The sequence below is a fragment of the Mycoplasmopsis sturni DSM 22021 genome (assembly GCF_000701485.1).
In the GTDB taxonomy this organism is placed as follows: domain Bacteria; phylum Bacillota_I; class Bacilli_A; order Mycoplasmatales; family Metamycoplasmataceae; genus Mycoplasmopsis; species Mycoplasmopsis sturni.
In genome coordinates, this window is sequence record NZ_KL370785.1 from 126,957 (window position 1) to 148,098 (window position 21,142).

General features: G+C 28.8%; 14 protein-coding genes. 4 read left to right on the top strand and 10 right to left on the bottom strand.

The annotated features are described in order from the left end of the window. Positions 1-64: 64 nt before the first annotated feature. The 4 genes from Q349_RS02100 to Q349_RS02115 form a co-directional block, all read right to left on the bottom strand. The gene (locus tag Q349_RS02100; protein WP_051616758.1) at positions 65-2,767 is read right to left on the bottom strand and encodes an N-6 DNA methylase; all 2,703 of its coding nucleotides are present in this window, start codon (positions 2,765-2,767) and stop codon (positions 65-67) included. Between the two features lie 97 nt (positions 2,768-2,864). Further along, positions 2,865-4,703, bottom strand: coding sequence for an oligoendopeptidase F (gene pepF, locus Q349_RS02105; protein ID WP_036464575.1), 1,839 nt, complete (start codon positions 4,701-4,703; stop codon positions 2,865-2,867). 9 nt (positions 4,704-4,712) lie between these two features. Then, the gene (locus tag Q349_RS02110) at positions 4,713-6,575 is read right to left on the bottom strand and encodes an ABC transporter ATP-binding protein (RefSeq protein WP_036464578.1); all 1,863 of its coding nucleotides are present in this window, start codon (positions 6,573-6,575) and stop codon (positions 4,713-4,715) included. Positions 6,576-6,588: 13 nt separating this feature from the next. Beyond that, the gene (locus Q349_RS02115; protein ID WP_036464580.1) at positions 6,589-8,397 is read right to left on the bottom strand and encodes an ABC transporter ATP-binding protein; all 1,809 of its coding nucleotides are present in this window, start codon (positions 8,395-8,397) and stop codon (positions 6,589-6,591) included. Between the two features lie 339 nt (positions 8,398-8,736). Between Q349_RS02115 and Q349_RS02120 the strand changes: the two genes are divergently transcribed. The 4 genes from Q349_RS02120 to Q349_RS02135 are packed head-to-tail and all read left to right on the top strand — an operon-like array spanning position 8,737 to position 13,882. Continuing rightward, positions 8,737-10,128 (top strand): ABC transporter ATP-binding protein, encoded by a 1,392-nt coding sequence (locus Q349_RS02120; RefSeq protein WP_036464583.1) that lies wholly within the window; start codon positions 8,737-8,739, stop codon positions 10,126-10,128. Further along, positions 10,118-10,954: an ABC transporter permease gene (locus tag Q349_RS02125; RefSeq protein ID WP_036464585.1), complete on the top strand. Its 837-nt coding sequence runs from the start codon at positions 10,118-10,120 to the stop codon at positions 10,952-10,954. Before Q349_RS02120 ends, Q349_RS02125 begins: the two co-directional genes overlap by 11 nt. After that, positions 10,947-11,747: an ABC transporter permease gene (locus tag Q349_RS02130; RefSeq protein ID WP_036464588.1), complete on the top strand. Its 801-nt coding sequence runs from the start codon at positions 10,947-10,949 to the stop codon at positions 11,745-11,747. The genes Q349_RS02125 and Q349_RS02130 overlap by 8 nt, the downstream gene beginning before the upstream one ends. Beyond that, positions 11,747-13,882, top strand: a complete 2,136-nt coding sequence (locus Q349_RS02135) for a hypothetical protein (protein ID WP_036464591.1) — start codon at positions 11,747-11,749, stop codon at positions 13,880-13,882. Before Q349_RS02130 ends, Q349_RS02135 begins: the two co-directional genes overlap by 1 nt. Positions 13,883-13,994: 112 nt before the next feature. Here the strand turns inward: Q349_RS02135 and fmt are convergent, their stop codons facing one another. The 6 genes from fmt to dnaE all read right to left on the bottom strand — a co-directional run bounded on the left by fmt (position 13,995) and on the right by dnaE (position 21,092). After that, positions 13,995-14,831, bottom strand: a complete 837-nt coding sequence (gene fmt, locus Q349_RS02140; protein ID WP_036465004.1) for a methionyl-tRNA formyltransferase — start codon at positions 14,829-14,831, stop codon at positions 13,995-13,997. 1 nt (position 14,832) lies between these two features. Next, the gene (locus Q349_RS02145) at positions 14,833-15,681 is read right to left on the bottom strand and encodes a hypothetical protein (protein ID WP_036464594.1); all 849 of its coding nucleotides are present in this window, start codon (positions 15,679-15,681) and stop codon (positions 14,833-14,835) included. 1 nt (position 15,682) lies between these two features. Next, a complete protein-coding gene (locus tag Q349_RS02150) occupies positions 15,683-16,654 on the bottom strand; it encodes a replication initiation and membrane attachment family protein (protein WP_036464597.1) in 972 nt (323 codons plus the stop codon). A 79-nt stretch (positions 16,655-16,733) separates the two neighbouring features. Continuing rightward, positions 16,734-17,297 (bottom strand): nucleoside/nucleotide kinase family protein, encoded by a 564-nt coding sequence (locus tag Q349_RS02155; RefSeq protein WP_036464601.1) that lies wholly within the window; start codon positions 17,295-17,297, stop codon positions 16,734-16,736. Continuing rightward, positions 17,297-18,172 (bottom strand): 5'-3' exonuclease, encoded by an 876-nt coding sequence (locus Q349_RS02160; protein ID WP_036464603.1) that lies wholly within the window; start codon positions 18,170-18,172, stop codon positions 17,297-17,299. The genes Q349_RS02155 and Q349_RS02160 overlap by 1 nt, the downstream gene beginning before the upstream one ends. Further along, the gene (gene dnaE / locus Q349_RS02165) at positions 18,165-21,092 is read right to left on the bottom strand and encodes a DNA polymerase III subunit alpha (RefSeq protein ID WP_036464606.1); all 2,928 of its coding nucleotides are present in this window, start codon (positions 21,090-21,092) and stop codon (positions 18,165-18,167) included. The genes Q349_RS02160 and dnaE overlap by 8 nt, the downstream gene beginning before the upstream one ends. Between the last annotated feature and the right edge of the window lie 50 nt (positions 21,093-21,142).

The window sequence follows — 21,142 nt, forward strand, 5'->3', positions numbered from 1 at the left end:
CTGTTCCCAAGCTTCAGTAAATCCAGCAAATCTTATCGATGGTTTTGTTTGGTTTTTTGACATATTATTTACCACCTAACAATTTTTTAAACTCTTTTAGTCCTTCCATATCAAATTCATCACCAACTAACTCATCAACAAGAGTAGATAAATAATTAGATATTTCGTTTATTTCTAAACTAATATCACCTAAAGTGTTTTCATATCTATTTTCAAGAATGGTGATTTTATTTACTATATTTTTAATTGCTAAATCAAATAGTTTTTTAATTCCATTATAAATAGAATCGAATCATTTTCTCTCTATGAGTAAATCTTTTATTTCTTCAATAGTTAATTCTTTGTATTTTTCTAAAATTTTTGTATTTAGTTCTAAAGAAATTATTTCTTTTTTATCTAAATATTTATTTTCTTCTTCTTTTAGAGAAAGATATTGTGATAGTTCTTCGTAATCTTTTTTGTATTCTTCAGAAACAGGAAGAGAATCTTTGAGCATTTGAAGTGCCTTTTTAATGGAAGTTTTTGTAATTTTTCCTTTGTCTGTTAAGGCATTTTTTAGAACCGGGTAGTTTTCAAAATAATTAGGGATTTCTTTTTTTAGTGCATCTAAATCATTATCTAATAATTTTTCTAATTCATTAATTTCTTTGTTTTTTACTTTTGATTTAATTTCTTTAATCTTTTCCTTAACATCATTATCCTTAATTGTTCCATTATCGCCAATTAATTCGAATAATATTGTTTCTTCATTAGCGTCTTCAATCATCTGACTAATTTTGCTTGATGTAGAATTTTTCTTGTCCAAAATTAAATCAATATTTTCTTGATCTTCTTTAAAATATTTTTCTATAACTATTGATTTTGGTATTAATGTACCTTCTCAAGATTCTTCTTTTGATTTTGTTCTTTGTTTATTACTATTAGTGTTTTTATCTTTTTTGGTTTCATTAGTTTTTTCAATCTCTCTACCAAGTTCAAAACCACCATGCGATAATAAATAAACATCATCAGACATAGTTTCTTGTCAGTATTCAAGCAATACTTGGTAAACATCATACTTATCCAATAATTCTAATGACTCAAATTCTTTTAATATTTTTTCTGATAAATCTTCAATTAAACTCTTTATATTCACTGATTGGTCTATATTTATTAATAAATTTTTAATTGATTTTTTTCAGTTAGTATATGCTTTATTTATTTTTTCCTGATATTCTTGAAAATCTTTATCTTGAGTTATCACGTGACTTATCTTGTGTTTAGGAGTATTTAGTTTATAATAACCTTTTCTTACTTCAATAAAGAGTTTGTTTTTCAAACTGGTAAGGATGTTTCAATATTTACTCATTGAATCTATATCTTTAGCAGGTATTCCGCCAATCATATGGGCACTAATATCATGAGAATCTTCTTTATTGTAGTTATGAATGTATCTAGGAATGTTTAAGTTATAGTTATTTTTAGGTGATTTTATTTCCGATAAAGGTACTTTTTTGGCATAACTAGGATCATCGGTAATTTCATTAACAAAAGTATTTACTATCTTATAGATATCTTGCTCTCTTAATCTATTTTTATTACCATCTTTAACATATCCTTGACTTGCATCAATAATAAAAATGCTATCTCTAATATCTGCTTTTTCTTTATCAATAACAATAATGCATGCAGGGATTCCTGTTCCATAAAAAAGATTAGCAGGTAAACCAATAATACCTTTTATATATCCTTTATCAATAATTGTTTTTCTGATATATCCTTCAGTATTACCTCTAAATAAAACTCCATGAGGCAAAATAACAGCAGCCTTCCCATTGCTTTTTAAGGATTTAATAATATGTAATAATCATGCATAGTCACCATTGTTAGGCATTTTGTCAACATCATAACCATCAAATCTTCCATACTCTTTTAGACCGTCTTTTCAGTTTTGAAGAGAAAAAGGCGGATTTGCAACAATATAATCAAATCTCTTTAACGTTTCCGAATCTTTATCTTCTACATATGCGGGATTTGAGAATGTATTATTAGCTGTAATTGTAGTTGTGGCTTTTCCGTGTAAAACATTGTTCATTATTGCCAAACCAGCTGTATTTATATCTTTTTCTTGTCCGTATCCAGCAAGCTTGATTTTAGCTTCATCTAATGCTTTAATTAATAGCGAACCTGAACCACAGGCAGGATCATATACTGTAGCTGATTTATTTGTTTCTTTTGATATTTCAATAACTTTCGCTAATACTCTTGATACTTCAGCAGGAGTATAGAATTGACCCTTACTTTTACCACTTTCGGTTGCAAATTTATTCATTAAGAATTCGTATGCATCACCAATAATATCGTCTCCATCTGCTCGATTTTTTTCAAAATTTAATTCTGGGTTTCTAAAAATATTAATTAATTTAATAAGTTTATCAACCATCTCTTGACCTTTACCTAGTTTTGTTTCGTCATTAAAGTGAGCATTATCAATAACCCCTCTTAAATCATTAGCTTCTGCAAGTTTAGCTATAATTTTATCCATTTCTTCGCCAATATTTTTAGATCTTGCTTTATCACCAATAATATCCACCATATCATCAAAACTACCGCCCTTTGGCACTACAATAGTAGAATACGGTTGTCCTTTAGATTTGTCGGTAACATATTTAACAAAAAGTAATGTTAAAATATAGTCTTTGTACTGACTTGCGTCCATACCACCACGTAGTGCGTTACTACTTTCTCACAATGAATTGTATAATTGATTTTTCTTTATTGCTGCCATTTTTCTTTAATCTCCCTATTTTTTTAATTTTTTTAAATTTGTCAGTAATTAACTCTATTTAATTAATTATCAAGATTATTCATTAGTATTTTTTTGGTTATTTTTTAATCTTAAAAATTTTATTTCCTAATTTAATATATTCTTCAATAAGTTTGTTAATATAGTTGAATCCTAAATCGTAGAAATCTTCACTTAAAAGGTCAATTCCAGATTTTTTTAAAATATTAAGAGGTTCATCATTACATCCGGCACTAAGGAAGTTATCAATGTAGTATTTTAGTGCTGAAGTTCCTTCTTGTTTATATTTAGCAAAAAAGTAATTTGCAGCTAATTGTCCAACAGCATATTTATAAACGTAAAAATAGTAATAAAAGTGAGGTACATACATACATGCAAAAGTATCTTCTTCGGTGTATTTTTTAGGTTTATCAGCCAATGAGTATTTTAAGGAATTTTGGTAGTAAATTTCTGAAAGTGATTTAAAGCTTGGTGAGGATTTTCCTTGCTCAATTTGTTTAAATAGTTCGTATTCGTAATTTGATCATTCAATTTGACGCATTACAGTTCCGATAAATCCATTAATCATATTATTTAAAATTTGAAATTTTAATTTATCACTAGTTGAATTTTGTAATAAATAATCAAAAAGCATTAATTCATTGAAAATTGAGGCAATTTCAGCTAAGAAAATCGGATATTGACTATTTGTGTAATCTTGTCTAGTATCACTGTAATATGAATGCATTGAGTGTCCTAATTCATGCGCTAAAGTTTCAACACTATCAAGATCGCCTTTAAAATTCATTAAAATATATTTTTTCTCTAGTCCATATGATTGACCAATTGAATAAGCTCCTGAACGTTTTGATTGTGCTGGCATAAAATCAATTCAATTTTCATTCATAGCTTTGTGAATTTGAGACATATATTCTTCACCAAAAGGTTTTAAAGCTTCAATAACAAGATCTTTAGCTTCATCTACACTATAGTTACTTTTAACATTAACTAGTTCACGATATGTATCTCATTTTTGCATTTTTGAGCCAAATTTAGCTTTATAGAATTTAGCATATGCTTTTTTGTATTTTTTCAGTACATCTTTTTTATCGGAAATATGCTTATACATAGTTTGCAAGACTTCATCTGTCATTTTATCTTCGCTAATGAGCATTTCCACTGCTGAGTTGTAGTTTCGTAATTTAGCTTGTACTGCAATTTGTTTAAAGTGTTGGTGTAATAAAGTTGATAAACTTTCTTTGTGTTTTAAATAAGCTTTGATGTAATTTTCAAAAGCTCCTTTTCTGAGTTTTTCATCATTACTTTTTAAGAAAGTAATTCGATTAGCAGGATCTAGTTTAAATGTTTTGCCATTGCTATTTTCAATGGTTCCATAATCAAGCTCAGAATTAGTAATCACCGAAAAGACTTCTTCAAGTGATGGCGCACCAAAACTTTCTTTTTGAACGTATTCTTCGATTTCATCGCTTAATTTATGTTTGTATCTATCAATTTCATTTTGGTAGTGAATTTTTCACTTGCTAAGGCGAGGATCGTTAATTCAAACTTTAATTTTGTCAATGTTTTTGAAAAATCTATTGGTTTCTGAACCTAATTGATTGGAAAGATCTTCAACTAAAAATTCAAATTCTTGTGTTAGTTGCTTAAAGTGAGGATCAACAACATTAGTATTGCTGTTATTTGAAAGGTAATTGTGAATTTTATTTGTGATAATCCCGATTTGATCACTAAGTTTTTTAGCTTCTAAAAAATTTTCAATTGAGTCATATTCATGATCTTTATTGGTAATTTTTTGTTCCATTAAACTTTTAAATTGATCAACTCAATATTGGTAACTTTTACCTTCTAAAATTGCTTCAAGATCGAAACGGTATTCTTTTGGAATATCTGAATATTTATTATATTGTTTTGCTTTCATAGTGTGTCCTTATTTGTATTGTGCATTATATAGGTTATAGTAAAATCCTTGCATTGCTATTAACTGGTCATGAGTTCCTGATTCAACGATTTTTCCATCGTCAATAACCATGATAATATCGGCATTTTTAATTGTGCTTAAGCGGTGAGCAATAATAAAGGATGTTTTATTTGCTGTTAGATGACGGATTGAATTTTGAACAATTATTTCCGTACGAGAGTCAATATTTGAAGTGGCTTCATCTAAAATTAAAAGATTTTTGTTACTCAAAATTGCCCGAGTTAAAGAAATTAATTGCCGTTCACCTTGGGAAATATTAGCTCCGTTATTTTCAACCATAGTGTTATAGTCTTGTGGCAAAGTCATAATAAAGTGATGAATATTAGTTAATTTAGCTGCTTCAATAACTTGTTCTTTTGTTAGTGATTTATTTCCAAGAGTTAAATTATCTAAAATTGTTTCATTAAATAAGAAGGAATCTTGTAATACCACGGTCATATGGTCCCTTAAATTGGTGGTATTGATGTTTCTTAATTCGTGTCCATCAATTAAGATTGAACCTTTATTGTAATCATAAAATTTGCTTAATAAATTAATAATAGTGGTTTTTCCGGCCCCTGTTGGCCCTACAAAAGCAACCACTTGTCCAGGTTTGACTTTAAAAGAAGCATCTTTGAGTTGATATTTTTTGGAAGTATCACGGTATTTAAATCAAACATTTTTAAATTCTACTTCACCGATAATTTTGTCAATTTTAATATTTTCAGGCTCTCTTTGTTTAAATTCCATTGAGATGAGTTTAAATACTCTTGCTGATGAAGCTGTTCCAACTTGAAGGGCAAACCCAATATTTAAAATTGCTTGAAAAGGTCCGATGAAATTTCAATTAAGCGAAACATAAGTAAGTAAAAAAGCAGGCGTAGCAATTCCAGTTTCATTACCTGCTAAAGCTTTAATTCCATAAAGTGGTATTTGTTTAAGATAAAACAAAGCGGCAATTCCTGAAATAATTAAAATCATTGAGTTTGAAACAAGTTGAAATCAAACATCAAAACTTCGTGCGGCACTATCACCTTTAAAGGCAATATTACGAATCTCACGAGTAATTTTTTTGAAGTCTTTATAAACTCTTTGTTGTTGATCAAATGAATTAGTTACTTTGGTATTAGTTAGCATCTCTTCAACAAAACCATTCATTTTTCCAAATGCATTTTGCACAGCTACAAAATAACTTTGAGATTTTTTAATCACAACAAATGAGACCAAAAACATAATCACAGTTGTTGGGACAATAATAAGGGTAAGTAATGATGAAAGCATAAACATCACCATTACACTAAGAAAAACATTTCAAAAAGCGGTAAATAATTCTTTAGTAATAGCATACAAAGTATCATTAACGTTATTAATATCATTAATAATGGTTGAAATGATATTTCCTGCTTTTTCTTGGTCGTAGTATTTAATAGGACTAACAAAAAGCTTATTCATAATTTGCGCTCTTAATTTAGTTCCGGTCCCATAGCATACTTTAATGTATAAGTAACTCTCTACGTAGCGACATATTCCATATAAAATAATAAATAAAGCAATTAAAGATACTAAGATGCTAAATAAAACCCAATTAAATTCAGCATTGGGATTCATTCCTTTAGCTTCAATATAAGGTTCAAAAGTTGCTTTAATTACATATCCAATTAAGTAACTAGCAATAACATAAAAAAGAGCATTTAAAAAAGCAAAAATATTACCAATTAAAATTCGCTTCTTTTCAAATTTTAAATATCCTAAAAGATTTTTTACCGTTTTTACAAACGAGAAATTTGCATCATAATATTCATTTAGTGATGCCACTTTTTCTTTTGATTCCATTAGCGCTCCTTTCTTAATGAATAACTTGGTTTTGGTACACTTGTTTGTATCATTCGCATTCTTGCAATAATTCTTCGTGGGTACCTTTACCAATGGTTTGCCCTTTTGATAAAACTAAAATTTCATTTGCGTGCTTAATTGAATTAATTTTTTGAGAAATAATAATGGTGGTGCAATCGTAATTTTTGCTAATGTTTCACAACAATTCTTTGGTGGTTAAATTATCAAGCGCGGAGGTTGAATCATCTAAAATTAAAACTTTAGGATTTAAAAGCAATGTTCTTGCAATACTTAAACGTTGTTTTTGTCCACCTGAAAGGTTTTTTCCACGCTGTTCGATGTAATGATCTAATTTATCGGCAAAGCTATTGACAAAGTCTCAAGCACAAGCTGATTTAAGAGCTTTTTCGATATCTTCATCTGTAGCCTTTGGATTGGCAAATAAAAGATTTTCTCGAATTGTTCCAGAATAAAGTAATGGTTCTTGGAAAACAATTCCCACTTTGGAGTGCAACTCATGAGTATTAATTTTGTTAACGTCAATACCACCAACTTGAATTGATCCTTCTTTTAAAAGCATATTATTGACTAGCAAATTAGCAATTGTGCTTTTTCCAGAACCTGTTGGACCAATAATTCCAAGAGTATGTTTATTTGGTAATTCAAAGTTAACATTTTCAATGACATATTCTTTTGATTGGTCAAAATATTTAAAGTTTACATTTTTAAAAATAACAGGAAAATTGTTTTCTTTGGTTGCTTTATCAAGCATAAATCCTTTTTCAACAAATAAATCAATGTAATCACGATTTAAGATCTCTTGATATCTTTTTGCTGAAACTCTTGCTTTAAAGACGGTTCCTAAAAATTGAGCAAAGATAATAATTCCTTGTGAAATTAAGACTTCATATTCGATAAAGACATTAACTTTGGCAACAATTTGTGGAGTTGGCATTTGCTCTGCAGCCAGTTGGTGCGCAGCAACAATGTAAATTAAAACAATTAAAATGTTAATAATTGAAAAAAAGACAGGATTTCCCAACGATAAAAAGGTTCATGCTTTTGATTCTACTTTATATCAACGATTATTAGAAATGTTGAATTTTTGTTTTTGTTTATTTTGCAAGTTATATACTTTGACAACTCTAGCTCCAATAATTGATTCAGAAACATCTTTAGTAATAAGATCAAGGTTTCTTCTGTTTTTGGCAATTAATGGGTTAGCTTTAATAAAAATAAATAATAAAATTCCGATATTAAGTGGTACTGCTGCAGCAATAGCTCATGATAAATTAACATTAGTAATTAAGGCAAAGACAAAACCAACAATAATAAATAAAGGAGCCTTAATAAGAGCATTGGTTGCGCTAATTAAAAAATCTCAAAAAGAAGCCACATCACTTGAAATTCTATTAATTAGACTTTCTTGGCCTAGATCTGAGATATCCTTTAAAGATAATTTTTGATATTTTAAAAATAAGTAATTACGGTAAAACATTGATGCTTGTTCACCAGCTCATGTTGTTAAAAACATTGCCGAAATATTGGTAACAACTGCAATTGCAATGAGCCCAATTGAAGTAAGTAATAATTCAACAATAACTTCTGAACGTTGTAGAGATTCAAAAATGATTCAACGTTCAAATAAAATTACTTGATAAGTTTCGTTGATGCTAGTTTGTTCTCTTGCAATTAAGGGCAAAAATTGAGATAAAAAAACTGGAATAACCATAATTGAAACAACGTTTATTAAAATGATTATAATTCCAAGTAAAAAAAGTCCTTTGATTTTACTTGGTAATAAACCAAACATTTTTAGCATATTGATCCTCCTTTATATTATCTTTATATTATTAAAAATTATTATACCAAAAGCAAGCTTAAAAAAGTTTCAAATAAACCCAAAACATAGTAAAAATGAACAAATTATTTTTTGTTTTTTTATTCGATTTTTAAGGAGTTTTTTATAAAATTTTATTTATGAAAAATACAGTGAAATTTATTATCAAATTACTCACAAAATTTGTGCTAATAAACTTCTGTGATTTACAATATCCAACTCTTAAATTCATCACTGAACAATATAGTGATGATATTTTTGACACAGCCTCCACAATTCCTTTTGCAATTTAACATTTTTTTAAATTATGAAAGGAATTTTATGAATAATACAAAAGAATTAAAATCTTTAACTCGTCAAAAAAGCGAAAATATCATTGAATTAATTGATGTAGTTAAAGAATATAACGATAAAGTTGTCCTTCAAGAGGTTAACTTAAAAATTAAAAAAGGTGAATTTGTTACTTTACTTGGACCTAGTGGTTCAGGTAAAACCACCATTTTACGTCTCTTAGGTGGATTTGAGTGAGCTACTCGTGGTGAAATTAAATTTAATGGCCTTGATATTAAAGATTTGCCACCTCACAAAAGAAATCTTTCAACCATTTTTCAAGATTATGCTCTTTTTCCTAACTTAAATGTTCACGGCAATGTTGCTTTTGGGCTTAAACTCAAAAGAGTGAAAAAACAACAAATTAACCAAAAACACATTGAGCTTTTAGAGGCTAAAAAGAAAATTTGAGAAGCTAAAGCTAAAGCTAAAATGGCCGAATTAGACAGAATTCAAGAGCAATACGAACTTGAATTAGAAACATTTAATCCAAAAACTAGACAGTATAAAAAACGTCAAGAATGACTTGATGATTCAGATTTTACTTATTCATATTGAGAAAGTTATGTACAACAAAAAACTATTGATTTTGAAAATAAATATTTCAAACGTAAAATGACTAAAGATGAATTAAATGAAAAAATCAGTAAAATGCTTGAAGTTGTAGGATTAAAAGGTAATGAAAATAAAGCTATTACACAGCTTTCAGGTGGAATGAAACAAAGAGTTGCTCTTGCGCGTTCATTAGTGGTTGAGCCTGAAATTTTACTTCTTGATGAACCTCTTTCGGCATTAGATGCTAAGATTCGTCAAAAAATGCAAGTTTTACTTAGAGATATCCAAAAAGAACTCGGTATTACCTTTATTTTCGTTACCCATGACCAAGATGAAGCGCTTGAATTATCTGACCGTGTTGCAATCATGCGTGATGGTAAAATTGAACAATACGATACTCCAAAAATGATTTATGATTACCCGGTTAATATCTGAGTAGCTAAATTTATAGGGGATTCTAATGTCTTTAGTACAAGATTTGTTGATGATGAAAAGGTTGAATTATTTGGTAAAAAATTTAAAACAATTCACAAATCTAAAGAATTTTCACCAAATGAAGAGCTTGATGCTTTAATTAGACCTGAAGATATTAATATGGTTAGAGAAACAACAAATCCAAAAGATAAGATCATCGGACATGTTGAAGAAGTAACTTATCGGGGAAGCTACTACTACATTAAAGTTTTAGTTGATAAAGATCAAGAAATTTTTGTTGAAACATCAGAAAAATTCGACGAAGGCGAAAAAGTTTATTTAAGTTGAACCATTGATACAATCCATTTAATGAAAAAAGACCCTAAATGGGACTACAACTCAAATGTTTTCTAAAATTAATGCTAAATTAAACTTAAATAAACGTCATTGATTTATTTTGCCTTATGCTTTAATTGCTATTTTTCTTATTGTTTTACCAGTTATTTTAATTTTTACCCAAGCTTTTAAAAGCAACGATGAATTTGACAATGCGGTTTTAATTAAAGATTCACATACTTGAACAATTATTTGAAGATCGCTTGGTGTAGGTATTGTGGCATCAATTATTTGTTTAATTATTGCCCTTCCTTATGCTTATTTTATTTCTACTTCTAAATCTCAAATTTTTAGAGTAATTGCCCTTTCGATGGTAGTTTCACCGCTAGCAATTTTTACCATTGCTAGAATATATTCAATTAGAAGTTTATTTCAGCTAATTTTTCAAAGTAATGTTGATACACTTAATAGCTCATGATTTGTCGTTGTTGGGCTTGTATATTTAAACTTACCGCTAATGATTATGCCTCTTTATACTGTTTTTCGAGATATGCCTAAAAACATTATTGAAGCAAGTCATGATCTTGGAAATAATACTTTACAAACTTTTATTAGAGTGATCATTCCTTATGGAACTAAAGCCATTTTAAGTGGTTTTGCTATGATTTTCCTTGCTAGTGCTACTACCTTTGTGGTATCGCAAAAACTATTACCTAATCCTTCACAAACACAGTTAATTGGAAATATTATTAACGAAAAAATCGACCCAGGAAATCAATTTAACTTATCTTCTGGATCAATGCTTGTTATTGTAGTAAGTATGATTTTCATTACTGTATATGCTCTTGTTTTAATTGTCCCAAGAATTATCTTCTATTTTAAAAAAGGAGCTCACTATGAATAAAGTTACTGAGTTTTTCAAACGTTTTTATGTTTATATTATCCTATTTGTAGTGTATACGCCACTTTTTGTCGGAGCAGTTTTTAGTTTTAATAAAACAATTAAAGGACAATATAACTCATCATGAGCAGGAGGAACAACAGAAAACTGATTAACTTTATTTGCAGAGCGTAGAGACGTTGCACTAGTAAATACAATTTTAATTGCACTTGTTGTAAGTATTTTAGTGGTTATTCTTTCGCTTGTAACTGCATATGCACTTTATAGACAAAAAAACAAACTTATTAGACGGTTTGTCTCATCAACATCAAATATTCCGCTTGTTAATCCTGATAACATTACTGCTTTAGGATTAGTGCTTGTTTTTGGTGTTTTCTTTGGAATTATCGGAGTAGATAAAGAAGGTATGCTTCGTGTTATTGTCGGACACACAGTGATGATTTTGCCTTATGGATTATCTTTAACTATTCCAAGAAGTGAAAAATTTAATAATAACTTATATGAAGCGGCACAAGATTTAGGGCACAATAAATTTGTTGCTTGATTGAAAACTTATTTTGTTTATATGTTACCGGCTGTTACTATGGTTATTTTAGTATCAACGGTTTTAAGTTTTGATGATTATATTATTGCGCACGTGGTATCAAATACCTCTACACTTGGAACTAAAATGTATGAGGGTGAATTTAAACCTTGAGGTCTAGTTATTGGAACTATTATTTTAGCTTTTGTAATTGTTGGAAACATCATTTATTCAGCAACAAAAATTAAAAAAGGTAGACAAAAAGTTAAATAATGAAAAAAATAACAAAAACCTTAATGACCTTAGGTTTAGCCACTAGTGTCGCTGCTGCTTCTGGCGGAATTATTGCTTATAAATCAATTAATGAATTCAAACCAACTTTTAATAACTATAAATCTTATATGTCACCAGAAAGTATTAAAGATATTTCTAAATACTTTGAATATAAAGAATTTGACACACTAAAAGAATTTACTCGTTCAATTATTAATCACCAATCAATTGCCGGAATTGGTTCTGAACACCAAAGTATTGAACTTATTAATAATGGATATTTAACTAAAATTGACTACTCAATTTTATTTAATGATCCAGAATTGCAATACGATAAGAGAAACCCTAACGATCCAAATTTGAGTTTAGAAACCAAACAAGAAATCCAAACTAAAAATGCTTTAATTAAAAACAAAATCCAAACTTATTTAAAGCTTTTAATTGTACCGGAAGTTTGAAAACATCTAGCTCATTATGATCAGTATCTTAAAAATGGTGAACATTTATGAGAATACTTTTTCCCTTACTATATTCAAGATACAGTGGTAGCTTATAATATTTCAAAAAATCCAATTCGCGAAGACTTAAAGCAAGAAAATGAAGGCTTAGACTTTGAACAATATCGCGAGAAATATGGTGATAAATTAAATGATATGTATACGATTTTAAAGATCCTATCAGAAAATGGATTCCAAAATTGAAATATTACCGATTCAGTTCGTGATAATATGATTTTTGGTTCTACTTTTATGGATTCTAAAAACGTTGGCGACAATAAAATCGAATATCAAGATAACTTTACAGGTGTAGCTAATGTTGAAAATTACGCGCAATTAGTTGATTCATTTATTGACTTGATCCAAAAAGGAACAGGATATAAAATATCTAATACTAAACACATTAATTTAATTGGGGATGGGCTTGCAATTGCAACTAACATTATTAACCCACAATGAAACGTTAATGCGGCTATAATGTACAATGGTGACGCTGTTGATTCGTATTATTCATCTGATAATATCGAAGGATTGGATGATGGATTAATTAGAATTGTGCGTCCAAAAGGGAACTTACTTTTAGTTGATGGGTTAGTTATTTCTTCAGGAGCTTCTGAATTTAACCAAAGACGTGTCTTAGAAAGTGTACGTGATTCATTCTATAAAGACTTGCAATTTAGCGTAAGCAACATAAAAGAAATGGTTGCTCAAAATGAAATTCAATTACAAAGTAATGAAGAAGAATTTGTTTTAAATCAAAGAAAATTAGTCGAACGTTCAATTAATAAATTATGATTTAATCTTCAAAGCGAAAATTTTGCTAACGCATTATCTCAATACAATGTTGATCGTAGTGATCTTAATTCATTCTTGCAAGATTTACAAACTAAATTAGATTTATCTAATTTTCAAATCAATCAAGAAACCTTTAAAAAATACTACCAAATCGTTGAAACAGATGCTGATTCTTTAGATGAAGAACAAGTACAATATAGTATCAATCCATATCCTGCCATTATTAAAGATTCAATTGAGAATTCACCGCAAGAAAGTCTTTTTAATAAATTAGCCCTAAAAATCAATGAAATAATTCAAAGCACAAAAGAAAACGATCAAGTTCAAAGAAGTCTTTTTATTGAACAAATTCGTGAGTATCTTGAGAAATTATTAACCACTGAAACAGCACCTAATAAAATTGTTATTGCTTTACTTTTAGATACTTTTGATGATTGAAGTGCTCAAGATTACTTTAATGATGAGATTTATTTAGATGATAATTCAGAAGAAAGCGCTTCAAAAGCTAGCGATAAAATTCAAGACTTTTTAATTAATTTTATTGCATGAAAATTAGCTATTGTTTCTATTTCGGATAATGATAATTTAGCTGAATTAATTAGTGAAAAATACAAAAACTTACAAAATTTTGATTTTATTAATTACAACCCAAGTCAAGTAGTTGAATATTATTTTATTCGAAGAAATTATTTTGCCGATGCACTTGAACATCAAGATTTAAATGCTTTAAATATTTATGATATTCAAGATGCTAAAAATGTCGAACATGCTGAAATTGCTCCTGTTGATGAACAACTGCGTAGCTTAATTTCAAATTACTATTTTAGACAAACTAAATCATAACACGCAATTATGCGTGTTTTTCTTATTAAATTTTTCTTTAACTTAATTTAAACAAGCATTGATGAGTTTTCTTTTTAAATAAAAGAAAAAGAAAAATCACCTCGAGGTGATTTTATGATAATTTAATTCGTTTTTTAGATTCAAATTGATAATCTATTGCATATAAACTTCCATTAGCAAAGTCTAATTTGAGAGCATTTTTAAGTGGTTGCTTTTGTGCGTAGAAGATTTTGACTCTTTTATCATTAATAAAAAGATAAGCTCCAGGGTTACTTGAAAAAGCTCTAATTTTATTAAAAGCTGCTTCTAAAGTTAGATCATAACTTAATAGAGCATCTTCCTTTTTTAATTTAGAAGCTAGGGTTACAAGTTGCTCATCTTGCTTAGTGGCTGTTAATTTATCATTTGCAAAATCATTTAATCAAGAAACAATTGAATCAGCTGCTAATTGAGATAATTTTGTAAATAAGGTATCACTGGTATCGCTTGGTAAAATATCAATTTTAGCTTCAGCTAAGACATCGCCTGCATCCATTTGGTCGACCATGTAAATTAAATTAAGTCCAGTTTGAACATCCCCATTAAGCAATGCATGTTGAATTGGGGCTGCTCCACGATATTTAGGTAACAAAGAACCATGAATATTTAAAGCTGCTTTTTTGGGTAAAATTAAAATCTTAGTAGGTACGTATTGACCAAAAGCACAGCTTAGAAAAATATCAAAATCATATTCAAGTAACTCTTCATAGATTTGGCCAATTTTTTCAGGTTGAAAAACTTTGATGTTATATTTTTCTGCTAAAAGTTTGACAGGTGTAGGATCTAACTTATATCCACGGTTAGCTGGACGATCAGGTTGAGAAATAATTGCTACTACCTCAAAATTTTGAATAACTTTTTCAAAGGCAGGAACAGAAAAGGCAGGAGTTCCAGCTAAAATAACTTTTAATTTATTCAATTCATACCTCCCTTTCAATTAAAGCACGAATTTGCTGAATCAAAAATGTTTCTAAATTAGGGTTATCAAATTTCTTTTCAAATAAATAACCAAGGCGCGACAATTCATCTAAGCTACCAAAGTAAGTAGTTAAATTATTTTTAGATCTTAGCTCTAAAATGCGACCTAGTTCTTTAACCATTCAAGGATTGATTTTTTCATAACCAATACGATCAATTACTAAAATAGGTACAGTAGCTAAAATATTGGTAATTTCATTAGTATCATATTCGCCTTTATTTTTAAAACTTGACTTATATCAATCGACCAAATTCCCGTAGTGAGCTAAAATCACTTTGTGATTATTTTGGGCAAAACTATTAACTAACATTGAAAGTAATTTATCAATGCTATTAATATTTTTGGAATGAAACCAAACTCCTTTTAATTGATTTAAAGTACGATTTTGTTGGTGTTCAATAAAATCATCATAATATTCTGTTAAATCATAATTAGGTTCTTTTAATTTATCTAAATTAAGCTCTTCAAAACTACGATTATAAATAGATCCCCCTAGATCTTTAAAAATAATGTTAACATCTCTTAAAAACTTTTTAGCTTTTTGGTTATTTGACAAAACATATTCAATTTTAAAAACATTATCTTCTCGCGAAAAAATAGGCTTGTCAATATATTGATCAGGATGTTGTGAAATTTTTTTGGCTTCTAGCAATTCCACATAGTAAAAGAAAATCTCTTGATCGCTTAAAGAATATTCAGAAATAACAGACGCTAAAAACGGATCGTTTTTAGCGTCAGTAATAATGTCATCATACGTATAATTGGGGTCAAACTTAAACATTTTAATTTAATCCTTGATATTTAAGATAGTACATTTTAGCTGAATTCTTTTTCTCAAGTGCTTTATTATATTTTTTAGTGTTAAGTAATTTGCCATCTAAATAATTCTCTACTAATGCAAACTCATGTACACCTTTTTTATAAAGTTCATTTAAAAAACTTTTTACTTGTTTAAGTGAAATATGTTTGTGTGAAAAACGAGAAATTAATAAAACTAAATTTAAAATTTTTGAATCATTAAATTTATTGTGATATTCTTCAAGAACACTTAAGTCTTCATCGTTTAGACTAAATCCTTCTAAGTATTTAAAAAATTCAGTGTAATTTAATGAATATAAAGCATCATATTCATTAATGTATTGATTTTCGCTAAAAGATAATGAAGTATTTAAAAGAACTTTTTTAGGAGCTATTTTTTCAAGGTTAAATTGATTCATTTTGCCTTGTTCAATTAATAATTCATGAGTTTTAGTAGGTTTTTCTTCTTCTCAGTGTCCAAATAAATCAAAGAAATTAGCTGAACGATCTTCAATATATTGATTAGTTTTGACTTTATGTACTACTTGTTCTTTGACTAAGTCTTCAAAAAGCTCTTTTCCTAAGTGGTGTTTTAATTCATTTGATAAGACACGATTTTCAAGTACTTCTTGGCGATTTAACGGTCTTTTAAGTCAAAATTGAGTTGTAGCACTTTGGTGATTTAAATAAGTTTTGATTAAACCTAAAGCTTCTAATTCACGCTTAGCTTTATCAAAAGTAGCATAATCCATATGTAAAAGTTTTCAAAGAGTAGGGATTTCAAAAGGAGCATAAAAAGTGTGGTTGTTTTGAACTTTCTGAGCTAAAAAGTTATACAAAACAACAGCGTGAGCACCAATTAATGGCAGATAAAATTTAGATAAATTTTCGCTATCTAAAGAAGTAAGTTCTTCACCTTTTTGGATAATGAAATTACCGTATAATTTTCAGTTCATTTGCTCCCCCTTCAAACTTGTTTTTAATAGATTTTTATATTAACAAAATATATATTAGGTATATTAAATTTTAAAGCACTTATTTAACTTTTTGCAAAAGTTCTTCAACTTTTGCTTCATTTAATTGATTTATCCAAGAGATATTCACAATTGGAACTTTTTTAAAAAAAGCAATTTTGCCCCATTTAAAGCTATTTTTCTTATTTATTAGCTCAAAAGTAGACTTATCCACACCTCTTTTTTGACATCAAGTTCATCTTTGTTGATCTGAGTTATCAATATTAATGATGTGGGAAAAAAAGACACTAAAATCTACATATGGACTATTTAAAACCGGTAATTCCACAAAGTCGTATACATGTTGGCGCAAATGTAACCAAATATATGTATGAACAATTCGTTCGAGTATAAAAAAGTCACTGTGTTTTGTTTTTAAAAGTGCTTTGATTTTAGGCTTACTTACTTTATTATCTTCAATGAGATACCCTAAATTAAGAGTTCTTAAAAAATTTACAAAGTCTAAATTATGAAAATACAACTCTTCTACAAAAATATCTGCATTAAAAATCTTAAATCCGCGCTTTTGTAGCTCCTTGGCTAAAAAAGATTTACCAGAACAAATTTGACCAACTAAAGCAATCATTAAAGAACCTTAAAATATTTTAATACTGTATTTAATTCTAGTTTCTGAAGAAGATCTTGAGCTTTATCTAAATTAATTTTAAATTCTAAATCTTCTAATTGAAAGTTAAAATCCTCAACACTTGAATTTAGTTTAGCTAAATCAAAGCACAACTTGCCCTCATGATATCCATTTTCAAGCTTTGTTTTTACTGATTTAGTAATTTTAGGAGAGTTAATATTAGCATAAATATTATCAAAGCTTCCAAATTCGTTTAAAAGTTTAATTGCCGTGATATCGCCAATTCCTTTAATACCTGGCAAATTATCACTAGGATCACCTTTTAGGCCCTTAAAATCAACAATTTGGGATGGATAAATTTGATAAGTATCATAAAAATTATCATCTGTTGTTAAAGAATAGCCATTTGTATCTTTGTTAATAATGCTAGTGCTTTTATTGACTAATTGCAATAAATCTTTATCACGGGAAAAAATGAGTTTTTCAATTTTATCAAAGCGTGCTGTTGCCGTTGCAATTAAATCATCAGCTTCAGCACGCGGAATTTCTCGTTGTTGAATCCCTAGTTGATTTAAAATCGTTTTAATAAGATCAAATTGAATAAAAAGTTCATTTGGAGCTTTGGTTCGATTTGCCTTGTAATCTTGAAAAACTTCGTGACGATTGGTTTTTTCTTTTGCATCAAAAGCGATAAATAAATATTTGGGTTGATATTCTTTAATGAGTTTGATCATTTGTACTAAAAAGGTATTTATAGCATTAGTTGGCACGCCTTGGCTAGAGCGCATAATTGTGCTAACATCTCCACGATATGTTGCATAAAACGATTGAAACATCAAATAGTTTCCATCAATTAATAAAAGTTTCTTATTCATCTTTTACCTCATTAAAATGTCGAATTTGGTAGTAACCTTTTTCATTTAAAGTCAAAAGAACTACCAAAACTCTAGCTTTATTATTTTGATGCAACTCTGCTCCAATTTCACCAAAAACAAAGGCATCAATTGTTGTACTACTATCAGAAATTTTTGCCACAACATTACCTTTTGCATTTTTCTTTGTGCTTTCTAGATAAACATAAAAGTAATTATTTTGACCCATTTCTAAGTGAGCTAGTTTTTTTTCGCGTTCATACTTTGTCGTTGGATTAGCATTATAAATTGAACCTAATAGTTCTTTTTCCAAAGCCATTTCTTGGACAATATCAATATCAAAGGCGATAATTTTTTGATGGTTAAAATTAGTGGCTTGCATAAAGTTGCTAATTTTTTCTTTTAGCGGTTGATCGGTTTTCTCGTATAGTTTTTTGTAAATATCATAAGCATTATTAATATAAGGAACAACATTAATCATTTCATTAATATTTCCATAATCACGGAAGACATTGGCCTTCACTAAGGTTAGCAGGGCCGCATCGCCAACACCAAAGACCTTTAAGTAAAATAATTGTTCATAAATATTATCAGATACGCCAAGTTCTTGAACCGCTTGATAAATTTTTTGAGCAACTGAGCTTCCAATTCCTTTAATCATAATAATAGGTAAAAGTAATGAGCTTTGCTTGTGTTTATCTTTTCAAGAAATGAGGCATTGATAAGAAGCATTATTAATTTTAGGTGAATAAACAGTAATTCCTTGTTCGCTTGCCACTCGAGCATATTTTTTAATAGCGCTTAAATCACCAAGTGAATTATCAATTAAGACTTTATAAAAAATCTCTGGGTAATGAGCTTTATAAAAGGCTAATTTATAACTTAAAAAAGCATAAGCAACAGCATGTGCTTTGTTAAAACCATAAGCAGCAAAACGCTCAATTTGCCCGTAAATTCTCTCTAAAATATTTTTTGGAACCTTGTTTTTAAGACCATTTTCAAAGAAAATTTCAAGGTATTTATGCATTTGTTGGTTATCTTTTTTTGAAATAGCACGGCGCAATAAATCAGCTTCACCAAAGGACATATTAGCAACCTGTTGAGCAATTTGCATAATTTGTTCTTGATATACAATAATTCCAAATGTGGGAGCTACTATTTGATCATAAGAAGGTCAAATTGATTCAATGGGTTCAAGATGATGCTTTACATTAGCATATTGCGGGATAAAATCTTTAGGACCTGGACGATATAAGGAAATAATAGCATAGAGATCTTTAAATTGATTTACTTGCACTTTTTTAATAACACTGGTCATCCCTGGAGATTCTAGTTGGAAAATTCCTTCGGTATTTCCTTGGTTAATAACTTTATAAGTATCTAAATCATCAATTGGATTAAAGTTTAAATCAATTACATTATCAAAACGGTATTCTGGTTGAATTTGTCTTTCGATTTGATGAACAATAGTTAGATTTTTAAGCCCTAAAAAGTCGATTTTAATTAATCCATAAGATTCTAAAACATTTAAATCAAATTCAACTGCGTTGATATTTAGGTTAGTATTTCTAATGGGCACCACTTCAGTGAGGTCACGATCGCAAATAATAACACCAGCTGGATGAATTGAGTTTTGACGAGGCAACCCTTCAATTCTAGATGCGATTTTATGTAAGTTAGGATGCTTATCCACTAACATTTTATACTTAGCATTACGTTGGTATGCATGTATTAGCGATTGATCAAAGGATGTTAAGGAATTGGAAATTTTATCAACATCATGTAAAGGAATACCTAATGTCCGAGCCGCATCACGAATGGATGATTTAGCAGCAAGAGTTTGAAAGGTACTAATGAGGGCAACTCTTTCTTCTCCAAAACGATCACGAATGTATTCTAATAGTTTTTGACGCTTGTCGTCTTGAATATCAAGGTCAATATCTGGTAGCGAAACCCGAGCAATATTTAAAAATCTTTCAAATAATAATCCATATTCAAGTGGGTTAACGTTAGTGATATCAAGCAAAAAAGCAACAATGGACCCGGCAGCACTTCCACGACCAGCTCCTACTTCAATTTGATTGTTTCGTGCAAAATCTAAAATATCTTTAATAACTAAAAAATAATCTAGAAATTGGAGTTTTTCAATAACTTCAATTTCATATTTAATTCGTTGATCAACTATTTCTTTAGAGTGTCTTTTCACTAATTTGTTGTATTTTTCAAGATTTAATGATTTAGCAAAAACCTCCTTAGCATTTGCGATTTTAGCTTGTTTAATTTCCGAACTAATTTCAAAGGGTTCAATTAATGTGACAAATCGATGAATTTCATCCACAACTTCTTTTTGGACATCTTCAAAATCTAACTCATTGTAAAAATCACCATAAAGATGATTATCAGGTTCTTTTTGAGCAATTTTGTAAAGAGTACGCAAAACATCATTATCATCTTGGTGCAAGATTTTTTTAGTGGGAGCAAAAACGGTTTTTTGATTGTTGAGCTGCTTTTTGGCATTTCAATAAAAATTCTGCGGAAGGGTACCTTGGTAATCACTTGGTAATCCTAAATGTTGATGATTTACTATCAGTAAAGATTCATCATCTAAATTATCAAGACTAATTGCTTGGTTATTTGAACGTTTAAGAATTATTTTATTTAATAAGGTATAACCTGTATAGTTTCTAGCATAAACTAAAACAGAATAATTATTATCTAAAATAATTTCAACACCGATAATAAGTTTCACTGAGTTTTGTTTTGCAAAATTTAAAAAATACGGTAATGCAAAAAGGTTTTCCTTGTCAGTTAAAGCTAAGTAATCTAATTGTTTTTCTTGAGCTAGTTCAAATAATTGTCCAACACGAATGGTTGATGATAAGAAAGAATATTCGGTATTAGTATGTAAATAGATTGGTTTCATATTTCCTCAAAAAATATCAAAAAATAAAGAAAACCTAAGAAATTAGATTT